General features: G+C 59.7%; 16 protein-coding genes. 1 reads left to right on the top strand and 15 read right to left on the bottom strand.

Translation table 11 applies throughout. From position 1 onward, the window contains the following. Nucleotides 1-23: 23 nt before the first annotated feature. The 13 genes from nuoN to F8N12_RS17430 all read right to left on the bottom strand — a co-directional run bounded on the left by nuoN (nucleotide 24) and on the right by F8N12_RS17430 (nucleotide 14966). Nucleotides 24-1487, bottom strand: coding sequence for an NADH-quinone oxidoreductase subunit NuoN (nuoN, locus tag F8N12_RS17490; protein ID WP_150581576.1), 1464 nt, complete (start codon nucleotides 1485-1487; stop codon nucleotides 24-26). Between the two features lie 7 nt (nucleotides 1488-1494). Next, nucleotides 1495-3027, bottom strand: coding sequence for an NADH-quinone oxidoreductase subunit M (nuoM, locus tag F8N12_RS17485; RefSeq protein WP_150581575.1), 1533 nt, complete (start codon nucleotides 3025-3027; stop codon nucleotides 1495-1497). A gap of 40 nt (nucleotides 3028-3067) precedes the next feature. Further along, nucleotides 3068-4921 (bottom strand): NADH-quinone oxidoreductase subunit L, encoded by a 1854-nt coding sequence (nuoL, locus tag F8N12_RS17480; RefSeq protein ID WP_150581574.1) that lies wholly within the window; start codon nucleotides 4919-4921, stop codon nucleotides 3068-3070. After that, nucleotides 4918-5226: an NADH-quinone oxidoreductase subunit NuoK gene (nuoK, locus tag F8N12_RS17475; RefSeq protein WP_010458852.1), complete on the bottom strand. Its 309-nt coding sequence runs from the start codon at nucleotides 5224-5226 to the stop codon at nucleotides 4918-4920. The genes nuoL and nuoK overlap by 4 nt, the downstream gene beginning before the upstream one ends. 2 nt (nucleotides 5227-5228) lie before the next feature. Further along, complete coding sequence (gene nuoJ, locus F8N12_RS17470; protein ID WP_028623951.1) at nucleotides 5229-5732, bottom strand: NADH-quinone oxidoreductase subunit J; 504 nt, start codon at nucleotides 5730-5732, stop codon at nucleotides 5229-5231. 9 nt (nucleotides 5733-5741) lie between these two features. After that, entirely contained in the window at nucleotides 5742-6290 is a 549-nt protein-coding gene (nuoI, locus tag F8N12_RS17465; protein ID WP_150581573.1) for an NADH-quinone oxidoreductase subunit NuoI, read from the bottom strand. Between the two features lie 9 nt (nucleotides 6291-6299). Beyond that, a complete protein-coding gene (gene nuoH / locus F8N12_RS17460) occupies nucleotides 6300-7307 on the bottom strand; it encodes an NADH-quinone oxidoreductase subunit NuoH (protein ID WP_028623953.1) in 1008 nt (335 codons plus the stop codon). Then, nucleotides 7304-10018 (bottom strand): NADH-quinone oxidoreductase subunit NuoG, encoded by a 2715-nt coding sequence (gene nuoG, locus F8N12_RS17455; protein WP_150581572.1) that lies wholly within the window; start codon nucleotides 10016-10018, stop codon nucleotides 7304-7306. Before nuoG ends, nuoH begins: the two co-directional genes overlap by 4 nt. Before the next feature lie 137 nt (nucleotides 10019-10155). Further along, a complete protein-coding gene (gene nuoF, locus F8N12_RS17450; RefSeq protein ID WP_150581571.1) occupies nucleotides 10156-11514 on the bottom strand; it encodes an NADH-quinone oxidoreductase subunit NuoF in 1359 nt (452 codons plus the stop codon). After that, nucleotides 11511-12008, bottom strand: coding sequence for an NADH-quinone oxidoreductase subunit NuoE (nuoE, locus tag F8N12_RS17445; RefSeq protein ID WP_008020715.1), 498 nt, complete (start codon nucleotides 12006-12008; stop codon nucleotides 11511-11513). The genes nuoF and nuoE overlap by 4 nt, the downstream gene beginning before the upstream one ends. Nucleotides 12009-12010: 2 nt before the next feature. Beyond that, a complete protein-coding gene (gene nuoC, locus F8N12_RS17440; protein WP_150581570.1) occupies nucleotides 12011-13795 on the bottom strand; it encodes an NADH-quinone oxidoreductase subunit C/D in 1785 nt (594 codons plus the stop codon). A gap of 72 nt (nucleotides 13796-13867) precedes the next feature. Continuing rightward, nucleotides 13868-14542 carry a NuoB/complex I 20 kDa subunit family protein gene (locus tag F8N12_RS17435; RefSeq protein WP_008146035.1) on the bottom strand — a complete coding sequence of 225 codons (675 nt, stop codon included), beginning with the start codon at nucleotides 14540-14542 and terminating at the stop codon, nucleotides 13868-13870. A gap of 10 nt (nucleotides 14543-14552) precedes the next feature. Then, nucleotides 14553-14966, bottom strand: a complete 414-nt coding sequence (locus tag F8N12_RS17430) for an NADH-quinone oxidoreductase subunit A (protein WP_077045930.1) — start codon at nucleotides 14964-14966, stop codon at nucleotides 14553-14555. Nucleotides 14967-15679: 713 nt separating this feature from the next. On the opposite strand from F8N12_RS17430, the gene F8N12_RS17425 reads away from it, so the two are divergent. Beyond that, complete coding sequence (locus tag F8N12_RS17425; protein ID WP_150581569.1) at nucleotides 15680-16849, top strand: MFS transporter; 1170 nt, start codon at nucleotides 15680-15682, stop codon at nucleotides 16847-16849. Nucleotides 16850-17002: 153 nt separating this feature from the next. Here the strand turns inward: F8N12_RS17425 and aceA are convergent, their stop codons facing one another. Together aceA and F8N12_RS17415 are read right to left on the bottom strand one after the other, a co-directional pair. Continuing rightward, complete coding sequence (aceA, locus tag F8N12_RS17420) at nucleotides 17003-18328, bottom strand: isocitrate lyase (RefSeq protein ID WP_150581568.1); 1326 nt, start codon at nucleotides 18326-18328, stop codon at nucleotides 17003-17005. Between the two features lie 472 nt (nucleotides 18329-18800). Beyond that, the gene (locus F8N12_RS17415; protein WP_150581567.1) at nucleotides 18801-19562 is read right to left on the bottom strand and encodes a secretin N-terminal domain-containing protein; all 762 of its coding nucleotides are present in this window, start codon (nucleotides 19560-19562) and stop codon (nucleotides 18801-18803) included. Between the last annotated feature and the right edge of the window lie 223 nt (nucleotides 19563-19785).

Raw genomic sequence — 19785 nt, 5'->3', positions numbered from 1 at the left:
GTTGCTGCGTATTGCTTAAGCAATCAACCCGCCAGACCCGACTGTTGAACCAGGTTCAACAACGGTTGTGGGTAGACGCCGAGGAAGAACGCAACCAGAGCAATCGCCAGCAACATCACGCCGCCTGCCTTCTGTTCCCAGTGCAGTTGTGCATCGTGGCGACGCAGGTTCGGCTCGATCAGGTACAGGGTGACCATCACACGCAGGTAGTAGAAGACGCCGATGGCGCTGCCCAGTACCAGCGAACCGACCAGCCACCATTGCTGCGACTCGACGCCGGTGGCGATGATGTAGAACTTGCCGATGAAGCCTGCGGTCAGCGGGATGCCGGCCAGGGACAGCATCATCACGGTCAGCACGGCGGTCAGGTACGGCCGGCGCCAGAACAGGCCGCGGTATTCGTACAGGGCATCGGCGTCGCGGCCGTTGTATGGCGAGGACATCAGCGTGATCACGCCGAATGCGCCGAGGCTGGTGATCACGTAGGTGACCAGGTACACGCCGATGGCTTCCACGGCCAGACCCTTGCTCGCCACCAGGGCGATCAGCAGGTAACCGAAGTGAGCGATGGACGAGTAACCGAGCAGACGCTTGAGGTTGCTTTGCGTCAGGGCCAGCAGGTTACCGAACAGGATCGACGCGATAGCGATGACGGTCAGCACGTCGCTCAGGACTCCGCTGCTGGCAGCAGGGGAGATCTGGAACAGACGCACCATCACCGCAAACACGGCCACCTTGGACGCGGTCGCAAGGAACGCTGCCACCGGTGCCGGAGCACCTTCGTAGACGTCCGGAGTCCAGAGGTGGAACGGCACCAGCGACAGCTTGAACGCCAGCCCGATCAACATCATGCCCAGGCCCATCTGCGCCAGCGAGCTTGGCAAACCGGTGCTCGCCAGGGCTTGACCGATACCGCTGAAGCTCAGGCTGCCGGAGTCGGCGTAGAGCAGGGCCATACCGAACAGCAGGAACGCGGAACCTGCAGCCGACAGCACCATGTATTTGATGCCGGCTTCCAGCGAACGCTTGTTGAAGAAGGCGTAAGCCACCAGACCGTAAACCGGTACCGACAGCAGTTCCAGACCGATGAACAACCCGGCCAGGTGCTGCGCGCTGACCAGGACCAGCCCGCCGAGGGCCGACATCAGGATCAGCAGGTAAAGTTCTTCACGGTTGCCCGGGTAACCCGAACCGCCATCGCCGAGGTAGGCGTGGGCGAGGGTCACACAGGCGAGGGTGGCGACCAGGATCAGCGCCATGTACAGGCAGGCGAAGGTGTCGATCTGCAGCAACGGAGTCACCGCCAGCGGCGCGACTTTAAGCGCCGGCAGGATCGACAGCAACGCCAGGTTCAGGCCCGCCACGGAAATCAGGAAGGTCTGCGAGTGGTTGCGGCGCCAGGCGATCGCCAGCATCACCACGATGATCGTAATCGTGGTGATCAACAGCGGCGCCAGCGCGATAAAGTGTTGAGTCGTGAATTCCATAGCGCTCTTACCGGGCCGAAGCGAGTTGAGTGAAGGCGGTGCCGAGCCATTGCTGCACGCCATGCATCGTCGCAGCAGAGGTATCGAGGAACGGTTGCGGGTACACGCCGAGATAAATCAGCAGCACCGCCAGCCCGACCACCATGATCATTTCGCGTCCGTCCATACCGTGCATGACCGCGTCCGATTTGGCCGGGCCGAAGTACGCGCGGTGGATCATGATCAGCGAGTAGACCGAACCGAATACCAGGCCCGTCGTGGCGATGATGGTGATCCACGGCGCGGCGGCAAAGCTGCCGATCAGGATCAGGAACTCACCGACGAAGTTGCCGGTGCCAGGCAAGCCCAGCGAAGCGGCTGCGAAGAACAGGCTGAGGGCCGGCAGGTAAGCGATCTTCGACCACAAACCGCCCATTTCACGCATGTCGCGGGTATGAGTGCGCTCGTACAACTGACCACTGAGGATAAACAGTGCAGCGGCGGACACACCGTGCGCGAGCATCTGCATGACGGCGCCCTGCAAGGCCAGCTGGCTGCCGGAGTAAATGCCGATCAGCACGAAACCCATGTGGGAAACGGACGAGAAGGCGATCAGACGCTTGATGTCGGTTTGTGCGAACGCCAGGAATGCGCCGTAGAAAATCCCGATCAGACCGAGGGTCATGGCGATCGGCGCAAACTCGGCCGAGGCATTCGGGAACAGCGGCAAGGCGAAACGCAGCAGGCCGTAGGCCGCCGTCTTCAGCAAAATACCGGCGAGGTCGACCGAACCTGCTGTTGGCGCCTGGGCGTGAGCATCAGGCAACCACGAGTGGAACGGCACGACCGGCAGCTTCACCGCGAAGGCGATGAAGAAGCCCAGCATCAGGATGTACTCGGTGGTGAGCGACATCTTGGTTTTCAACAGGTCGGCGTAGTTGAACGTGATTACGCCGGTGTCGTTGAAATTGACCAGCACCAGACCGAGGATCGCCACCAACATGATCAGGCCGGACGCCTGGGTGAAGATGAAGAACTTGGTCGCTGCGTAGATCCGGGTTTTCTTGCCGTCCGAAGAACTGTGACCCCAGAGCGCGATGAGGAAATACATCGGCACCAGCATCATTTCCCAGAAGAAGAAGAACATGAACAGGTCGAGGGCGAGGAACACGCCGACAACGCCGCCCAGGATCCACATCAGGTTCAGGTGGAAGAAGCCAACGTGACGTTGAATTTCTTTCCACGAGCAGAGCACCGAGAGGATGCCCAGCAGACCGGTCAGCAGGATCATCAACAGCGACAGGCCGTCGAGCGCCAGGTGCACGCTGATGCCGAACCGCGCGATCCAGATGTGCTTGAACTCAAGGGCCCAGGTCGGATCGGCGCCAGGCGCCGGGGCAAATGAATAGTTGCCCGTTGCCCACAGCCAGAGGCCGATCGCGAGCAACAGGGACATAGTGATCAGCGCAATCCAGCGCGGGAGGGTGGCGCCGAAGCGCTCACCCATCCAGCACAGCAGGCCGCCGATGAAGGGGATCAGGATTAGCCAAGGCAGAATCATGACGGGCTCAATTCCTTTCGCAAGTTCGCAAGGTTCATATTCACACCGCTACCAGCACAATGGCGCCAATCACCAGCACAGAGCCGGCGGCCATCGATGCCGCGTACCAACGCAGTTGACCGGTTTCGGTACGGCTCAGGGCGTTGTGGCCGCCTTTTGCCATACGCGGGATCAGACCGATGGTCTGGTCGAGCGGGTCTTTGCGCAGTACGTGGCTGATCGCAAGGTATGGCTTGACGAACAGTTTGTCGTAGATCCAGTCGAAGCCCCAGGCAGCGAACCACCAGGCCGAAAGGAAGCGGCCGATGCCGCTGTTGGCGATTGCAGTGACAAAACGACGCTTGCCGAGGAACAGCAGCGCGGCCAGCAGGATACCGGCCAGGGCAATGGCGCCCGAAGCGATTTCCAGGCTGTGCTTGGCGTCGCCGCCGGCATGTCCGACGCTTTCCGGCAGCACGCCGTGCAGCGGCGGAACGATCATCGCGCCGATGGCGGTAGACAACACGATCAGCACCGACAGTGGCAGCCAGTGAGCGATGCCATGACCGGCGTGGGCTTCAGTCTTCGCTTCACCGTGAAACGCGATGAAGATCAGGCGGAAGGTGTACAGCGAGGTCATGAACGCGCCAACCAGACCGGCGTACAGCAGACCGTGGTTACCGCTGGCGAACGCTTCCCAGAGGATTTCGTCCTTGGAGTAGAAGCCTGCAGTGACCAATGGCAATGCCGCGAGGGCCGCGCCGCCGACGATGAAGCTGGCGTAGGCCAGTGGCAGTTTCTTCCACAAACCGCCCATCTTGAAGATGTTCTGCTCGTGGTGGCAGGCAACGATCACCGCACCGGAGGCCAGGAACAGCAGCGCCTTGAAGAAGGCGTGGGTCATCAGGTGGAAGATCGCGCCATCCCAGGCACCTACGCCCAGCGCCAGGAACATGTAGCCGATCTGGCTCATGGTCGAGTAGGCGAGGATACGTTTGATGTCGGTCTGCACCAGTGCGGCAAAACCGGCCAGCACCAGGGTCACACCGCCAACAATGCCGACCAGGTGCAGGATATCCGGAGCCAGCGTAAACAGGCCGTGGGTACGGGCGATTAGGTAGACACCGGCGGTCACCATGGTCGCGGCGTGAATCAGTGCCGAAACCGGGGTAGGGCCGGCCATCGCATCCGCGAGCCAGGTTTGCAGCGGCAGTTGCGCCGATTTACCCACCGCGCCGCCCAGCAGCATCAGGGTGGCCGCAACCATCCAGAAGTCACCGGCCTGGAATTTCTGCGGTGCCAGCACCAGCAGTTCCTGGATGTTCAGCGTGCCGAGCTGGGCAAACAGAATGAACAGGCCGATGGCCATGAACACGTCGCCGATGCGGGTCACGATGAAGGCTTTGAGTGCGGCGTTACCGTTGTTGCGGTTGCTGTAGTAGAAACCGATCAACAGGTACGAGCACAGGCCCACGCCTTCCCAGCCGAAGTACAGGAACAACAGGTTATCGCCGAGGATCAGGAACAGCATGCTGGCGATAAACAGGTTGGTGTAGGCGAAGAAGCGCGAGTAACCGTCTTCACCGCGCATGTACCACGAGGCGAACAAATGGATCAGGAAGCCGACACCCACCACTACACCCAGCATGGTCACGGACAGGCCATCCAGGTACAGCGCGAAGTTCGGCGTGAAGCCTTCCACCGCCATCCACTGCCACAACACCTGGGTGTAATGACCGCCTTCCGGCGGGGCAACGTTGAACTGCCAGATCACGTAAGCGGTGACGATGGCAGACAGGCCGATGGAGCCGACGCCGATCAGCGCCGCAAGGTTTTCCGAGAAGCGTCCCCGAGAGAACGACAGCAGCAGGAAACCTATGAGAGGGAATACGAAAGTCAGATAGAGAAGATTCATCCGCGCATCTCGCTGGCAGCGTCGATATCGAGAGTGTGGAAGCGGCGATACAGCTGCAACAGAATCGCCAGGCCAATACTGGCCTCGGCAGCCGCGAGGCTGATCACCAGGATGAACATGATCTGTCCATCCGGCTGCCCCCAACGGCTACCGGCAACGATGAAGGCCAGTGCGGAGGCATTCATCATGATCTCCAGGCTCATCAGCACGAAAAGAATGTTGCGGCGGACCATCAGGCCGACCAGGCCGAGGCAGAACAGGATGCCGGCGACTGCCAGACCATGCTCCAGAGGGATAGCAGGCATCGTCATTGCTCCTTGGCTTCGTTGCGGCCCAGGTGGAACGCCGTGACCGCTGCCGCCAGCAGCAGCATCGAGGCGAGTTCGACCACCAGCAGGTACGGGCCGAACAGGCTGATGCCCACGGCCTTGGCGTCTACGGTGGTGTGGCCGATGGCCTGACCGCTCTGGTCGCTGAACAGCACGTACAGCAGTTCAACCAGCAGCAAAGTGCCAAGGATCACCGGGCCGAGCCAGATACCGGGCTTGAGCCACACGCGTTCTTGCTGAACCGAGGCCGGGCCGAGGTTCAGCATCATCACCACAAACACGAACAGCACCATGATGGCGCCAGCGTAGGCGATTACTTCCAGGACACCGGCAAACGGTGCGCCGAGGGCAAAGAACGTCATGGCCACGGCGATCAGCGAAATGATCAGGTAGAGCAGGGCGTGCACAGGATTGGTGTGGGTGATCACGCGAAGCGTGGACACCACAGCGATACCCGATGCGAAATAGAAAGCGAATTCCATCTTTCTTCCTTAAGGCAGCAAGCTCTTCACGTTGATCGGTTCGGCTTCGTTCTGCGCGGAGCCTTTCGGCTTCCCGGCAATCGCCATACCTGCAACACGATAGAAGTTGTAATCAGGGTTTTTGCCGGGGCCGGAGATCAGCAGATCTTCTTTCTCGTACACCAGGTCCTGACGTTTGAACTCGGCCATCTCGAAATCCGGTGTCAGCTGGATTGCGGTGGTCGGGCAGGCTTCCTCGCAGAGGCCGCAAAAAATGCAGCGCGAGAAGTTGATGCGGAAGAACTCCGGGTACCAGCGACCGTCATCGGTTTCAGCTTTCTGCAACGAGATACAGCCGACAGGGCAGGCCACGGCGCACAGGTTGCAGGCTACACAACGCTCTTCACCGTCGGGATCGCGAGTCAGGACGATACGGCCACGGTAGCGCGGCGGCAGGTAAACCTGCTCTTCCGGGTACTGCAGCGTGTCACGCTTGCGGAAGGCGTGGCCGAAGATCATCACCAGGCTGCGAAGCTGGGTGAAGAAGCCATGCACGATGTCAATTATGTACTTCATGATTCTCTATCCTCACTGAGCCGCGACGGCGGGCGTGTTGAGCAACACGATCGCAGCGGTCACCAGCATGTTGACGAGGGTCAGCGGCAAGCAGAACTTCCAGCTGAAATCCATCACTTGGTCATACCGTGGGCGCGGAATCGAGGCGCGCAACAGGATGAAGATCATGATGAAGAACGCGGTTTTCAGCGCGAACCAGATGAACGGGATCTGCGGCAGAATGCCGAACGGGCCATGCCAGCCACCGAAGAACAAGGTCACCAGCAGCGCCGAAATCAACACGATGCCGATGTACTCGCCGACGAAGAACATGCCCCATTTCATGCCGGCGTATTCAATGTGGTAACCGTCGGCCAGTTCCTGTTCCGCTTCCGGCTGGTCGAACGGGTGACGGTGAGTCACGGCGACGCCGGCGATGAAGAAAGTCAGGAAACCGAAGATCTGCGGAATGATGAACCACAGGTTCTGCGCTTGATATTCAACGATGTCGCGCATGTTGAACGAGCCAACCTGGATCACGATGCCCATCAGCGACAGGCCCATGAACACTTCGTACGACACGGTTTGCGCGGAGGCCCGCAAGCTGCCCAGCAGGGCGAACTTGTTGTTACTCGACCAGCCGGCGAACAATACCGCGTAGACCGACAGACCGGCCATGGCGAAGAAGAACAGGATGCCGATGTTGATGTCCGCCACGCCCCAGGTCGGGGTGATCGGGATGATCGCGAAGGCAATCAGCAGGGCGCTCATCGCCACAACCGGTGCCAGGGTGAAGATCATCTTGTCGGCGAACGGCGGCGTCCAGTCTTCCTTGAAGAACATCTTGATCATGTCGGCCGCGATCTGGAACGCGCCGAACGGGCCGACGCGGTTCGGACCGTAACGGTCCTGCCAGAGGGCGAGCAGACGACGCTCGACCCAGCTCAGCAGCGCGCCGCACACCACCACGGCGAGCAGAATCACGATGGCCTTGAGAACCGCGATGATCACGTCAATCACTTCAGGCGTGAACCAGGTCATTGAGCTGCCTCCTGCAGACCGTCAACGGATTTGCCAAAGATCGCCGGTGGAATGCCGGCGATGCCCGCAGGCAATGCCACCAGACCGGCGCCCAGCTCTTCATTGATGCGCAGCGGCAGACGCAAGGTCTGGCCGGCAACGTTCAGGCTCAGCAGCGCACCGTCATTGACGCCCAGACGATCGGCTTCGGATTTGGCCAGCGACACGTAAGCGGCCGGAATGCGTTCCTGAACCGGTGCGGCTTTCGAAGAATTTTCTTCGCTGCCGAACAGGTGGAAGAACGGCACCACCTGCCAGGTGCCCGGTGCCGGGTTGAATGCGCGCGGCACAGCAGCGAACCAGCTCAGTGCATCACCGTTGCTTTCGATCAGGCGGGTGCCCGGGTCGCCAGCGCGGATGTGACCACCGACTTCGTCCTGAAACTTGTTCCACGCTTGTGGCGAGTTCCAGCCCGGAGACCAGGCGAATGGCACTTGCTGACGCGGTTCGACCGAGCCGGAGTAGCCTTCCATCGAGAAGTTGAACGCGGTGTCGTTGTCTTGCGAAACACGCGGTTCGTGCACGCTGATGTCGGCACGCATGGCGGTACGACCGGAGTAACGCAGCGGTTCACGGGCCAGTTTCATGCCCTTGATGCGGAACGCGGCGGACGGTGCCGCGTCGACGATGCGCGCCAGTTGCGGCGTGCTCGAAGCGACGGCAGCGGTGACGTGGTCCAGTTGGGTCCAGTCGATCGGCTGATTCAGCAGGGTGGCGCGCAGGGCATGCAGCCAGCGCCAGCCTTCGTGAACCAGGATGCTTGCGTCCATGTATTTCGGATCGAATACCTGGAAGAAGCGCTGGGCGCGGCCTTCCTGGCTGACCAGCGTACCGTCGCCTTCAGCGAAGCTCGCGGCGGGCAGAACCAGGTGCGCGCGGTCGCTGGTGGCCGTCTTCTGATGGTCGGCGACGATCAGCACTTTCGCGGCGTTCAGGGCAGCATCGACCAGCGCCTTGTCGGTACGGGTGTACAGATCGTTCTCCAACACCACCAAGGCGTCAGCTTTGCCATCGATTACGGCCTGCAGCGCTTCGTCGACCGAGTTGCCACCGAGCATGGCCAGGCCGAGGCTGTTGGCCTCTGGCACGATCAGGCTGATGGAACCGTTCTTCTCGCGCAGCTTCAGGGCCTTGGCAATGTTGGCAGCGGCTTCGATCAGTGCCTTGGAACCCAGCGAGGTGCCAGCAATGATCAGCGGACGCTTGGCGGCCAGCAGGGCATTGGCGATGCGCTGAGCCAGTTCAACGGCTTCGGCGTCGAGGCCTTCAACGGCCGGGGCGCTGGCGTCGAGGGCGTGAGCCACGGCGAAACCGATGCGGGCCAGGTCGTCAGGCGCGGCGTGAACGCATTCTTCGGCAATGTCGTCGAGCTTGGTTTCAGCCAGGCTGGCGATGAACAACGGGTTCAGCGCGTGCTGACCGATGTTCTTCACTGCGGCATCCAGCCACGGCTGAACGCGCATCGCGTCGGCCATGTCTTCGGCTTTGCCTTTGACCGATTGACGCAGGGACAACGCCATACGCGCAGCGGTCTGGGTCAGGTCTTCACCGAGGACGAAGATTGCATCGTGGTCTTCGATGTCGCGCATGTTCGGGATTGGCAGCGGGCTGTCTTTCAACACCTGCATGACCAGACGAATGCGCTCCAGCTCAGCGGCTTCGATACCGGAGTAGAAGTGCTCGGCACCGACCAGCTCACGCAGCGCGTAGTTGCTTTCGAGGCTGGCGCGCGGCGAACCGATACCGACGATGTTGCGACCGCGCAGCAGGTCAGCGGCTTTATCCAGCGCTTCGTCGAGGCTCAGCTTGGCGCCGTTGGCCAGCAGAGGCTGACGCGGGCGGTCTTCGCGGTTGACGTAGCCATAGCCGAAACGGCCACGGTCGCACAGGAAGTACTGGTTCACCGAACCGTTGAAACGGTTTTCGATTCGACGTAGTTCACCGTAGCGCTCGCCCGGGGAAATGTTGCAACCGCTGGAGCAGCCATGGCAGATGCTCGGCGAGAACTGCATGTCCCATTTGCGGTTGTAACGCTCGGAGTGAGTCTTGTCGGTGAACACACCGGTCGGGCAGACCTCGGTGAGGTTGCCGGAGAACTCGCTTTCAAGGGTGCCGTCTTCAACGCGACCGAAGTACACGTTGTCGTGGGCGCCGAATACACCGAGGTCGGTGCCGCCGGCGTAGTCTTTATAGAAGCGTACGCAGCGGTAGCAAGCGATGCAGCGGTTCATCTCGTGGGAAATGAACGGGCCCAGTTGCTGGTTCTGGTGAGTGCGCTTGGTGAAGCGATAACGGCGCTCGTTGTGGCCGGTCATCACCGTCATGTCTTGCAGGTGGCAGTGACCGCCTTCTTCACAGACCGGGCAGTCGTGCGGGTGGTTGGTCATCAGCCATTCGACGACGCTGGCGCGAAACACTTTCGCCTCTTCGTCGTCGATGGAGATCCAGCTGCCGTCGGTGGCCGGCGTCATGCAGGACATGACGATCCGACCACGCTTGTCGTTCTCGTCGGTGTACTGCTTGACCGCGCACTGGCGGCAAGCGCCAACGCTGCCAAGGGCGGGATGCCAGCAGAAATAAGGGATATCGAGGCCTAGCGACAGACATGCCTGTAACAGGTTGTCTGCCCCATCGACTTCGAGCTCTTTGCCGTCTACGTGGATAGTGGCCATGGTTCAAAGTTCTTCGTTGGCCCGGTGTCAGCGGGCGTGGCTAATGGAATCTTGTTGTTCGTGCGAATCAAAACAGCCCATGAAGGCGTCATCGAACGAGCAGGCGCAGGGCACGGACCCTACGCCTGGTTAAGCATTTACGCGCCGACCATGGTCGGCGTGACCACTTGATTGAGATCGCCCGCGCGTGTTGGCGCGATGCCGGCCTCGAACTCGTGGCGGAAGTATTTGATTGCGCTGCCCAACGGCTCCACGGCGCCCGGTGCGTGAGCACAGAAGGTCTTGCCCGGGCCGAGGAAACCGACCAGACCCAGCAGGGTCTCGATGTCGCCGGCCTGGCCTTCACCGTTCTCGATCGCACGCAGCAGCTTGACGCTCCACGGCAATCCGTCACGGCAAGGGGTGCAGAAACCGCACGACTCACGGGAGAAGAACTCTTCCATATTGCGCAGCAAGGACACCATGTTGACGCTATCGTCCACCGCCATGGCCAGGCCGGTACCCATACGAGTGCCCACTTTGGCGATGCCGCCGGCGTACATTTGTGCGTCGAGGTGTTCCGGCAACAGGAAACCGGTGCCGGCGCCGCCTGGCTGCCAGGCTTTGAGCTTGAAGCCGTCGCGCATGCCGCCGGCGTAATCTTCAAACAATTCGCGACCGGTGATGCCGAATGGCAATTCCCACAGGCCCGGGTTCTTGACCTTGCCGGAGAAGCCCATGAGCTTGGTGCCCATGTCTTCGCTGCCTTCACGGGCCAACGATTTGTACCAGTCCACGCCGTCGGCAATGATCGCCGGCACGTTGCACAGGGTTTCAACGTTATTCACGCAGGTCGGCTTGCCCCAGACGCCAACGGCGGCGGGGAAGGGCGGCTTGGAGCGCGGGTTGGCGCGGCGGCCTTCGAGGGAGTTGATCAGTGCGGTTTCTTCACCGCAGATGTAACGCCCGGCGCCGGTGTGGACGAACAGCTCGAAATCGAAACCCGATCCCAGGATATTCTTGCCCAAAAGGCCTGCAGCCTTGGCTTCTTCCACGGCACGGGTGAGGTGCTTCGCGGCGGTGGTGTATTCGCCACGCAGGAAGATGTAGCCACGGTAGGTTTTCAGCGCGCGAGCACTGATCAGCATGCCTTCGATCAGCAGATGGGGCAGTTGCTCCATCAGCATGCGGTCCTTCCAGGTGTTCGGTTCCATCTCGTCCGCGTTGCACAGCAGGTAGCGGATGTTGATGGATTCGTCCTTGGGCATCAGGCCCCACTTCACGCCCGTGGGAAAGCCAGCACCGCCGCGACCTTTGAGGCCGGCGTCTTTGACGGTCTGGACGATATCGTCCTGCGCCATGTCGGCGAAGGCTTTGCGCGCAGCGGCGTAACCGTTCTTGGCCTGGTACTCGTCGAGCCAGACAGCTTCGCCGTCGTCACGCAGACGCCAGGTAAGCGGGTGGGTCTCGGCCGAACGCTTGATGCGGTTGGCCGGGCCGAAAGAAGTCAGGGTCATACGTAGCCCTCGAGCAGTTTGGCAACGCCGGCAGGCTGCACATCACCGAATGTGTCGTCGTCGATCATCAACGCCGGCGCCTTGTCGCAGTTGCCGAGGCAGCAGACCGGCAGCAGGGTGAAACGACCGTCGGCGGTGGTCTGGCCGAGGCCGATGCCGAGTTTGCTCTGAATCTCGCTGACCACGGACTCGTGGCCGCCGATGTAGCAGACCATGCTGTCGCAGACGCGAATGATGTGGCGGCCGACCGGTTGACGGAAGATCTGACTATAGAAGGTCGCCACGCCTTCGACGTCGCTCGCCGGAATGCCGAGGATCTCGCCGATGGCGTAGAGCGCGCCGTCAGGCACCCAGCCACGTTCTTTCTGGACGATCTTCAGGGCTTCGATCGACGCCGCGCGCGGGTCTTCGTAGTGATGTAACTCGTGCTCGATGGCCGAGCGTTCGGTTTCACTCAAGGTGAAGCGGTCTGTCTGGATAAGCGTGCTGTTCATGCTTAGCGGTCCACGTCGGCCATAACGAAATCGATACTACCCAGGTACGCGATCAAGTCCGCGACCATGCTGCCTTTGATCACCGAAGGGATCTGCTGCAGGTGCGGGAAGCTTGGGGTGCGAATCCGGGTGCGGTAGCTCATGGTGCCGCCATCGCTCGTCAGGTAATAACTGTTGATGCCCTTGGTCGCTTCGATCATCTGGAAGGATTCGTTGGCCGGCATGACCGGGCCCCACGAAACTTGCAGGAAGTGCGTGATCAGGGTCTCGATGTGCTGCAGCGTGCGCTCTTTCGGCGGCGGCGTGGTCAGCGGGTGATCCGCCTTGTACGGGCCTTCCGGCATGTTGCGCATGCACTGTTCGATAATCTTGATGCTCTGGCGCATTTCTTCGACGCGGACGATGCAACGATCATAGGCATCGCCATTGGCGGCCAGCGGCACTTCGAATTCGAAATTCTCGTAGCCGGAATAAGGACGCGCTTTACGCAGGTCGAAATCGCAACCGGTCGAACGCAGGCCTGCACCGGTGACGCCCCATTCGAAGGCTTCCTTGGTGTTGTAGGCGGCGACGCCGATGGTCCGGCCTTTGAGGATGCTGTTGTCGAGTGCGGCCTTCTGGTATTCGTCCAGACGCTTTGGCATCCACTCGACGAAATCTTTAACCAGTTTTTCCCAGCCGCGCGGCAGGTCGTGGGCAACGCCACCGATGCGGTACCAGGCCGGGTGCAGACGGAAACCGGTGATGGCTTCGATCACCGTGTACGCCTTCTGGCGGTCGGTGAAGGTGAAGAACACCGGGGTCATGGCGCCGACGTCCTGGATGTACGTTCCCAGGAACAGCAGGTGGCTGGTGATCCGGAAGAACTCGGCCATCATGATGCGGATGACGTCGACTTTCTCGGGCACCTTGATGCCGGCCAGCTTCTCGACCGAGAGCACGTACGGCAGGTTGTTCATCACCCCGCCGAGGTAGTCGATCCGGTCGGTGTACGGGATGAAGCTGTGCCAGGACTGACGCTCGGCCATCTTCTCGGCACCACGGTGGTGGTAACCGACGTCCGGCACGCAGTCGACGATCTCTTCACCGTCCAGCTGCAGAATGATACGGAACGCACCGTGCGCGGAAGGGTGGTTCGGGCCGAGGTTGAGGAACATGTAGTCTTCGTTCGCGCCGGAACGCTTCATGCCCCAGTCTTCAGGCTTGAAGCGCGCGGCTTCTTCCTCGAGCTGTTGCTTGGCCAGGGTCAGGCTGAACGGATCGAACTCGGTGGCGCGGGCAGGGAAGTCCTTGCGCAGCGGGTGACCTTCCCAAGTCGGCGGCATCATGATGCGGGTCAGGTGCGGGTGACCTTTGAAGTCGATCCCGTACATGTCCCACACTTCACGCTCGTACCAGTTGGCGTTCGGCCAGATGCCGGTCACCGTCGGCACACTGAGGTCGCCCTCGGACAAGGCAACCTTGATCATCACGTCGCTGTTACGTTCGATCGACATCAGGTGGTAGAACACGGTGAAGTCGGCGCCGCTCGGCAGCCCTTGACGCTTGGTGCGCAGACGCTCGTCCACGCCATGCAGGTCATAGAGCATGACGTACGGCTTGGGCAGGTTACGCAGGAACGTCAGGACTTCGACGAGTCTGGCGCGGGCAACCCACAGCACCGGCATGCCGGTACGGGTCGGCTGGGCGGTGAACGCCTCGGGGCCAAAACGGTTGTTCAGTTCGACGACCACATCCTGGTCGTCTGCCTTGTAAGGCGGGATGTACAGAGCACTGCCTGTAGTCATGGTTATTTATCGCTTTCGGTCAACGTAAAGAATGAAGCCAGGTTCTCGTTCTATAAAAGAAGCAGGACTGGATCAGACTTCGTCGGGGCTGCGCAGGTTGGTGACTGCGATACGCTGTTCGCGGCGCTGTTCCTTTTGCGAAGGCATCTCGGCGCGGTACACGCCTTGATCGCCGACGACCCAGGAAAGCGGACGACGCTCCTGTCCAATCGACTCCTGCAAGAGCATCAAGCCTTGCAGGAAAGCTTCAGGGCGGGGCGGGCAGCCAGGCACGTAGACGTCCACGGGCAGGAACTTGTCCACCCCTTGAACGACGGAGTAGATGTCGTACATGCCACCGGAGTTGGCGCACGAACCCATGGAAATCACCCATTTAGGCTCGAGCATTTGCTCGTAGAGACGCTGAATGATCGGCGCCATCTTGATGAAGCAGGTACCGGCGATAACCATGAAATCCGCCTGACGCGGTGATGCCCGGATAACTTCGGCGCCAAAGCGCGCGATGTCGTGGGGCGCCGTGAAGGCGGTGGTCATTTCCACGTAGCAGCACGAAAGACCGAAGTTGTACGGCCACAGGGAGTTCTTGCGCCCCCAGTTGATCGTGCCGTTAAGCACGTCTTCGAGCTTGCCCATGAAAATGTTTTTGTGGACTTGATCTTCTAACGGATCGGAAACGGTTTCCCGCTCGCCAATCGGATACTGCTCGTTAGGAGCATCGGGGTCGATCCTGGTGAGATTGTATTGCATCGCCAAAGCCTCATTGTTTCAGCTTCGCCTGCCGCTTGCGACGAGCTTCCGGAGCCCAGTCAAGGGCGCCCACTCGGAACAGGTAGACAAGACCTGCCAACAGAATTGCTATGAAAACGAGAGCTTCGACGAATCCGGTCCAGCCGCTTTCGCGGACGGACACAGACCAGGCAAAGAGAAAGAGGGCTTCGATATCGAAGATCACGAAGAGCATCGCGACCAGATAGAATTTGGCAGAGAGCCGCAAGCGGGCGCCACCTGTAGGTAGCATGCCCGACTCAAACGGTTCGTTTTTGCTGCGACCCCAGGCTTTTGACCCGAGGAGGCTGGAGACGCCCAGCATGAAGGCGCACAGGCCGATCACGCCCAGAAGGAAAATGGCAAAGCCCCAGTTGTGGGCCATGAGTCCTGTCGCTTCGGGCATGCTGATAATCCTTAACAGAGAGCAAAGGTCTCTGAGCTTGAATAGAACAAAGCAGTGACGATATGTCGCAGCAATCAATCACGCTGATTTTATGGCTAAACACCCTGCAAGTAAAATTCAGATAGCGAAATTATTTGGCAGATTAGGGACATACCACCCCCCGAAAACCCCGCAGACCATGCGATGCGGGCATTAGCCGGCATTTCATCAATATTGTTTTGTGGCAAATGTAACGAACAAAGTTGAGGCTAAATGATAATCAATACTGTTTGTGGCGATTTTCAAAGTGTTTAACGGGCGATTGAGTGGGAAGTTGTCTTATATAGCGGTTACTGCAAGTCGCAGACAGGCAGGTCAAGCCTTCATATACAGCTGTACCCTCCATCAATAACCAGGTCGGCCCCCGTCATCCACGATGACTGTGGGCGGTGTTGCCTATCTGGTTTCGGGGCGATTTGTGAGAACTGATTAATTCGTTCCATAAACGTCTGATTGATTTCCAGACCGGTCCTACAGAGCTTTCTGCCGGGCGTTAAGGATTTTTCCTTTAAGCGTTTGAGCGATGGATTTCCGAATGTGATTGTACTTTTTTGTTAGGTAAGGTGACTTATTTCCTCAGTAGCGGCAGTGCCCCTGCCAGCGCTGCGCATTCGCATAACGGCTAGGTGATCCAAAAAGTGAAGAGATTACTCGGGACCCCTCTGGCAGCAGGCATGCGCAATATCGTTTTACTCCGGTTGATGTTCGTCATGGCCAACGCGTTGGGACCTTTCGCAGCCCTGTTCTTCCAGCGTCACTATCAATTCGACAGTGCAACGGTCGCATGGATGATCACGCTGATGTCAGCGTTCTACCTGGTGGGCAATCTGCTGGGTGGTGCGCTGGTCGGTCGCTGTTCCTTCCGGGCGCTTTTAGTCTGGACTTCTTCCTGTTCATCGTTTTTCTTGCTGCTCGCTTCGTTGTTCAGCTCATCGTTTGTCTCCATTGCTTTGGTGCTGATGTTCATGCTGTGCGCGGGGATGATTACGCCGGTATTCAGTGTCCTCACATCCTTGGCGGCGAATGAAAACAACCGCATTGCTTCTTTTGGTTATTTGCATCTGGCCAGCAACCTGGGCGGCGGGCTGCTGTTCGTGGTGGGGGGGTATTTGCTGGGTCTCGACAGCCTCTACCTGATTCAGTTTGCAATGGCCGTAAGCGTGGCGTGCGTGCTCGCCAGTGTATTTCTGACGCTGCCGGAGGGCCAGAAAGCTGCCCCTCAGACCGGGAGAGTTTCCCTCGGTGCGATGGTCGATGTGCCGAGGATCGTGTTGATTGCCGGCGCCATGTTTTTTGCACTGTCCGTGTTGGATGCGCAGCGTGAGTACCAGTTGCCACTATGGCTCGATCTGGTGACGGAGGGGAAGGCTGCCGGCTTGTTCGGTGCTGTCGGTATCGTCAACGCATTTCTGGTCATCCTGTTGACGCAGCCACTGATAGCGCTGACGTCCCGTTTCGGTGCGCTCTCAAATTTATCGCTGGCGGCGATTTGTTACGGTGTGGGATTCGGCGCCTACGCTTTTTTTGAGCAAACAGTGCTGATCCTGGCCTTCGTTTTCTTCTGGACGCTGGGTGAGATTCTCAGCATCACTTACATCAGCGCGCTGATCTCTGAGAAAACCACCTTGCAAACCCAAGCCAGCCTCTTTTCCCTTATCCCGACTGTGCTGGCAGGCGCGAGGATGGTGTCCGTAGGGGTGGGCGCATCATTGATCGCCGGGGTCGGCTTCCAGCTGAGCTGGAGTCTTTATGGTCTGGTGGCGATTCTGTTTGGAGGAAGTTGCCTTCTGGTTGCGGCAAGAACAGCGTTGGTCCCCCGCGATGCATTGCCGAACAGGCGCTGAGGCGATTCGCAGCCTTTGACTCCTGCAGGGGTTGATGGCGTCCACCGAATCGCAGGAAAAAAAACGCCCCGAACCAGTCGGGGCGTCAGATGTGCGGCGTTGCGGTTAGCTTTTTATTCGGTCCGCAGCGGCCGTTTGTTCAGGCTATGCCAATCAGTGAAACTGTTCTTCTTCAGTCGAACCGGTCAGCGCGGTTACCGAAGACGAGCCACCTTGAATTACAGTGGTCATGTCGTCGAAGTAGCCGGTGCCCACTTCCTGCTGGTGAGCCACGAAGGTGTAACCCTTGGCAGCGTCAGCGAACTCTTGCTCTTGCAGTTTCACGTAGGCCGTCATGTCGTTGCGGGCGTAGTCGTGCGCCAGGTTGAACATGCTGTGCCACATGTTGTGAATGCCGGCCAGGGTGATGAACTGGTGCTTGTAGCCCATGGCGGACAGTTCGCGCTGGAACTTGGCGATGGTCGCGTCGTCCAGGTTTTTCTTCCAGTTGAAGGAAGGCGAGCAGTTGTACGACAGCAGTTGGTCCGGGTATTCCTTTTTGATCGCTTCGGCGAAACGACGAGCTTCGTCCAGATCCGGCTTGGCGGTTTCGCACCAGATCAGGTCAGCGTACGGCGCGTAAGCCAGGCCGCGAGCGATGGCCTGGTCGAGACCGGCGCGCACTTTGTAGAAGCCTTCCTGAGTACGCTCGCCAGTCACGAACGGCTGGTCGTACGGGTCGCAATCGGACGTCAGCAGGTCTGCCGCGTTAGCGTCGGTGCGCGCCAGAATGATGGTCGGTGTGCCGGCAACGTCAGCTGCCAGACGGGCAGCGGTCAGCTTCTGTACAGCTTCCTGGGTAGGAACCAGTACCTTGCCGCCCATGTGGCCGCATTTTTTCACGGAAGCCAGTTGGTCTTCGAAGTGAACGCCGGCGGCGCCTGCTTCGATCATGCTCTTCATCAGCTCGTAAGCATTCAGTACGCCGCCGAAACCGGCTTCAGCGTCAGCTACGATTGGAGCGAAGTAGTCGATGTAGCCTTCGTCGCCCGGGCCTTTGCCAGCTTTCCACTGGATCTGGTCAGCACGACGGAACGAGTTGTTGATGCGCTTGACCACGGTTGGAACCGAGTCCACCGGGTACAGCGACTGGTCCGGGTACATCGATTCGGCGGAGTTGTTGTCCGCAGCAACCTGCCAGCCCGACAGGTAAATCGCCTGGATACCGGCTTTGACTTGTTGTACAGCCTGGCCGCCAGTCAGGGCGCCCATGCAGTTGACGAAATCTTTCTCAGGACGGAAGGACGGCTTGGCGCCTTGGGTGACCAGGTTCCAGAGCTTCTCGGCGCCCATTTTTGCAAAGGTGTGCTCAGGTTGAACCGAGCCACGCAGACGGACGACGTCGGCAGCGGAGTAAGCGCGTGTCACGCCTTTCCAGCGCGGGTTTTCAGCCCAGTCTTTTTCGAGGGCTGCAATTTGCTGTTCGCGTGTCAGTGCCATGGGGAAAAACCTCGTCGCGTCTTGTATGGAAGTGGTTCTGCGGTGGAAGCTATGCGCTCGCTGACCAGAAGCTTAGGCGGTCAAGTCGGATTCGGCGGGGGTGGCGACGGGATGAACGATGGGCTCGAGGGGAAGTGAGCAGGTAAGGGCGAACTGGCGAGCGCATGCGGGCGTCGTGGGCCTTGATGCAAACATCAGCGTGGAGCCGGGTTACCTAATTACGCTTCCGTCCCTCGGGACAACTTCGTTCCAGTCGGCAACCTCGTCAAACACACCTTGTGGGCGGTACAGACACGAAACGGCTCGCGGGGTAGGTGCGAGCATCGCTTCGAAGGCCCTTGCCAGGGCCCCTGATTAGCGGGAGCGAGGCCATCATGCCCTTGCTTTTTTAGATCGTCAAACGTTTTGTAGTGCTTTTTTTCAAGCACTACATCTTTGGTCTAATACGACTTGTCGGTCAGTTTTTGGAGGTTTAGTCCAGTGTGTCGACTTTCACTCGCAGCGTCATGTCGTCCCGTCCCTGAGTCGAGTAGCTGCGGGTCAGGCCTTGTTTGTCGGCCTGAGTCTGGCGATTGACGCCAGCCAGCATGATCCACTCGCCGAGGCGTCCGGTGACGGTTGTGTCGGTGCTTTGCACGTTCACTACATCAGGACGTTCCTGGCTCATGCGGTCACGATTGGTGCTGATGGACAGGTGGACGATGTCGCCGGTGACGCTGGCGGTGACATAGAAACCTTGAGTGACGTTGCGGTATTCGGTCTGGCTTTGCAGATCGCCATAGGAATCGGTGCGGCTGCTGGTGAGCGGCACGCTCTGGCCGACCTGGATCAGCGCCGGCGTACCTTCGCTGGCCTGGATTTGCTGAATGCCGCCGTCACGGCTGCTGGTGCTGCGATTGATGATTCGGGTCTGGCTCGGTCTGGCACCATTCACCGAGTAGCCCTGATCGCCCTGAACGTTGTTTTCATTGGTGTCGACAGTGATCAGCAGGCGCTTTGGTGCGGTATCGAGTTGGGCGACAAGGGCCTTAAGTTCGTCGATCTTGCGCTGATCGGCGTTGACGATCAGCTGATTGCCGTAGGCGCTGACCTGGCCATCCTTTCCAATGAAATCCTGCGCCATCGGCAGCATGTCGGCGCTGGTGTGGTAGTTGAGTGGCACGATCTCGGTGGCGGCCATGACCGAAAAGCTACAGGTCAGCAGCAAAGTAGTGAGCAGGGTGCGTAGGGACATGTCCGTTATCTCCGCTTTCGAAAGGCTTGATATTGCCAGTTTGTCGGCGCGGGATGGGGCAAGTTGAATCGCGCACGTTTTACTGTGTTCTTTCAGGCCTTTGTGGCGAGGGGGCTTGCCCCCGTTGGGTCGCGCAGCGGCCCGAGGATTTTAGGGCTGCTACGCAGCCCAACGGGGGCAAGCCCCCTCACCACAGGCAGGCCCCTCACCACAGGCAAGCCCC

Origin of the sequence: Pseudomonas fluorescens, from assembly GCF_902497625.1 — a bacterium.
GTDB lineage: Bacteria > Pseudomonadota > Gammaproteobacteria > Pseudomonadales > Pseudomonadaceae > Aquipseudomonas > Aquipseudomonas fluorescens_BQ.
Note: the sequence above shows the minus strand (reverse complement) of the source record. Positions and strands in the feature narration are given on the sequence as shown.